Below are 1,427 nucleotides of genomic sequence, written 5' to 3' on the forward strand. Positions count from 1 at the left end.
TCGCTTTCTGGAAATATTGATCCTTACTTGGATCGATTGAATCAAATACTTGTGTTTCACCATTCGCCAGCAAAAATTTGTCTGCTGCATGATTTAAAGCAAAACTGTTCCCTTGGAAATTAAATAAAAAAATCAAATCGGGATGATTTTGAAAGAGTGAACGATACCTTTGTTCACTTTCAGATAGTTTTTGCTTTATTATTTCTAACTCTTTTGTTCTTCTCTTTACTTTTTCTTCAAGACCAAGATTTAAATCATTTAACTCTTTATTTTTTAAAGAAATCTCTATCGTTCGTTCTCTTACTTTATTTTCAAGAGTTAAATTAATTTGTTGTAGTTGATTGACTAAGGTTTGGTTCTCTAAAATCGTAATAATTTGTCTTATTACGATTAAGAAGAGCACAACAATACCACCAACTGAAATACTAAACAGTTCACTGTCTTTTACTATGGCCAGCAAAATCAGCAACAATGTACTGATATACGGTAAAAGCACTTGACCTATTTTTAAGACTCCTCGAGACGAGGGATTTGCATTTTCTTTATTAATTTCAAATGATTCAGTTTCAAAAAAACTTGAAAGTCCAATGAGTAGCACACTGATGGCCCAAGTTGGCTCTACTAGCGTAAAAAACTGATATGTACCGGAAATCATGTGATATAAAAAGAAAGCATCAGCGATCTGATTTATGATCAAACCGGTAAGGTTAAGGAATAACACGCAAGGCACGAAATTTTTCCTGTAAGAGAGATAAAGTAAGATTCCTCCTAATAAAACTCCTAAATCACCAATTGCATAGCCTAATGAAACAAACATCTTTAAATATGTGTAATTCTTTTCGAATACGATCTTTTCGAGTATAAAAACCCAACTTATGGTTGTAAATACGCTCATAATAATAAATGTATCAATACTTAAATATAAAAGTTGGTATTTAGCTCTTTTTTCATAGACTGTGTACAGCAAGAATAATGCATATAAAATTAAAGAGATAACCCACAAGAAATCTCCCCAACCTGGGAAAGCATATTTGATTCCTGTAGGCCAATAAGCAACGTGGAATTTTGTAACAATATCAGAAAGGAAATTCCCGATGCACGAAAATAATAGCAAATTCCAACATGTTCTCTTTCTGCCTTGAAATCTTTTTAAGTTCATATACACAAATACTGCTGCCAGTAAAGGACCGAGGTGAGATAAAATAGCTCCCACAACTAATTTTACTTTCTCGTCACCTGTAAACCATATAAGCCAGGAATAGTAGAATAGTGAATAAAAGAGAATTATAAATATAGCAATTTTCGTTTTATTCTTCTGTAAATTATAAGTTAGCATAATCCAGAGACACCCCAAGTTAGTTTAGTAAACAAGTTGGAAATTACCATATTTAAATCAATAACATTCATGCTGTGTGTTCCCTTCTAAC

Annotated in this window: 1 pseudogene; it reads right to left on the reverse strand. The window is 32.2% G+C overall.

Going from position 1 to position 1,427, the window contains the following annotated elements:
• Positions 1-1,336 (reverse strand): annotated as a pseudogene (locus H540_RS0122240) (ATP-binding protein); the annotation flags it as partial.
• Positions 1,337-1,427 lie beyond the last annotated feature (91 nt).

The sequence above is a fragment of the Ectobacillus panaciterrae DSM 19096 genome (genome assembly GCF_000430785.1).
GTDB lineage: Bacteria > Bacillota > Bacilli > Bacillales > Bacillaceae_G > Ectobacillus > Ectobacillus panaciterrae.